The organism is Paraburkholderia podalyriae, from assembly GCF_014397785.1.
Lineage (GTDB): Bacteria > Pseudomonadota > Gammaproteobacteria > Burkholderiales > Burkholderiaceae > Paraburkholderia > Paraburkholderia podalyriae.
The window spans coordinates 1-1541 of sequence record NZ_VZQQ01000209.1 but is presented as its reverse complement, the minus strand read 5'-3'; the positions used below and the strand labels follow the sequence as shown (position 1 = coordinate 1541).

At 58.6% G+C, this 1541-nt stretch carries 2 protein-coding genes; both read left to right on the top strand.

Translation table 11 applies throughout. The annotated features are described in order from the left end of the window. Positions 1-280 precede the first annotated feature (280 nt). A complete protein-coding gene (locus F6X42_RS42550) occupies positions 281-562 on the top strand; it encodes a DUF4148 domain-containing protein (RefSeq protein ID WP_187639723.1) in 282 nt (93 codons plus the stop codon). Positions 563-936: 374 nt separating this feature from the next. Next, on the top strand, positions 937-1449 hold the full coding sequence (locus tag F6X42_RS42545; protein ID WP_246530563.1) for an SDR family NAD(P)-dependent oxidoreductase: 513 nt from the start codon (positions 937-939) through the stop codon (positions 1447-1449). Positions 1450-1541: the final 92 nt, after the last annotated feature.

The window sequence follows — 1541 nt, the reverse complement described above, 5'->3', positions numbered from 1 at the left end:
ACATCGCGGTCAAAGTGACGGCCTGCGAACAGTTCGTCAAGGCTCTTCAGCTTGCTCATCGTCGGTTCTCAATTCGTTCAGCCTGACACCTTAACCGATTCGCCCCCGCGCTATTTGCACCAGAGCCTGATTAACTAGCCTTCACGTTTGCGATGTGTAAACGCGCTGACCGACCAGATATCGTGATGGCACGCATTCGTGTCGTCGGGCATCGGGGTCGCATAGTCGATGACGACGGCGGTTTGTGATTTCTTAAAGTCGCGATAACCTGGAGCTCGATATGAACAGCCAATTCAAACTAACCTCAATCATCGCCTTGATGATAATTAGCGTGTCCGCGAGCGCAACGGAGAAATTCTCGGCAGAGGAATGTCACTCGTATCCCTTTGTAGCCGCCAAAGCGGGGATAACACATGGCGACATCATGCGGGAATTGTCGGAGCTCGAATCGGTTGGATACCAACCGGCCAGAAATGATCCGCAGTATCCGAACCAACTCACGCAGGCGGAGGAGCGCCTGCATGCAAAGTTCGTTGCCGATTGCGCCCCGGCGAGCTCCTGACCTGTTGGCTCGGCCCACGCCCGCGCCAATTGCCTGGCGAGCTGTTTTCTGAGTAAGGATTGCGAGCTTTAGTCTTCCGAATTTGATTCGCGCTAGCCCGGCCTCTGAAAATTCCGATTTCAGGGTCTGCACATCGCAGCCTCGTCGCCCACGGCATGACCTTCTGTCACGCGCCGTCATAGGCGAGACGCGCTGCCCGAACCCTATCCGAAAGGAGCATTGAATTGATAACGAAAGAAAGAAAATCTGACAACGACCACGATGTTCCCGATTGCTCGCGACGAAAGTTGATTGTTGGCGGCGGCGTGGCCGCAGCCGGTATGTTGCTGTCTGGCGTCGCGCAAGCTCAGTAGTCGCCCGGCGGCGCTCCGACGATGGACGGGCTGCCCGTGCCAGTGCCGCCGGCGGATAAGACGGCCGGGCCGATCATCGCTGGCCGAGATTCAAGGTTGCAGGGACGCGTTGCGGTCGTCACCGGGGCGGTCCGCGGAATCGGTCGCGCCATTGCGGTCGAGTTCGCGGCAAATGGAGCGGACGTCATTGCGCTCGACATCTCGGGACCGGTCAGTACCGCCTCTGATGCGGCACCCGCCACGCCGCAAGAGCTTGCTGAGACAGTCAGCATGATCCAGGCGTATGGGCGCCGCGCCGACGGTATTCGCGCAGACGTCCGCGACCTCGGCGCGTTGCGCGCCGCCGCTAATCGCATCGAACAGCGTTACGGAAAGATCGACATCGTGATAGCCAACGCCGCCATTCAGTACTGGAAGCCACTTCTGGACCTCCAGGACACCGAGTGGACGGACGTCATCGACAATAACCTGAACGGGACCGCGAATACTATCCGAGCATTAGAGGTGGCGCCGAGAATCCGGACAGGTCGGTAAGTGGAAAAGCTGGGGCGTGAGTCGGTCATAATGGCCGGCAACAAGGAACCAGAAGATGACGAAACGCAACCGACGGACACACTCACCGGCGT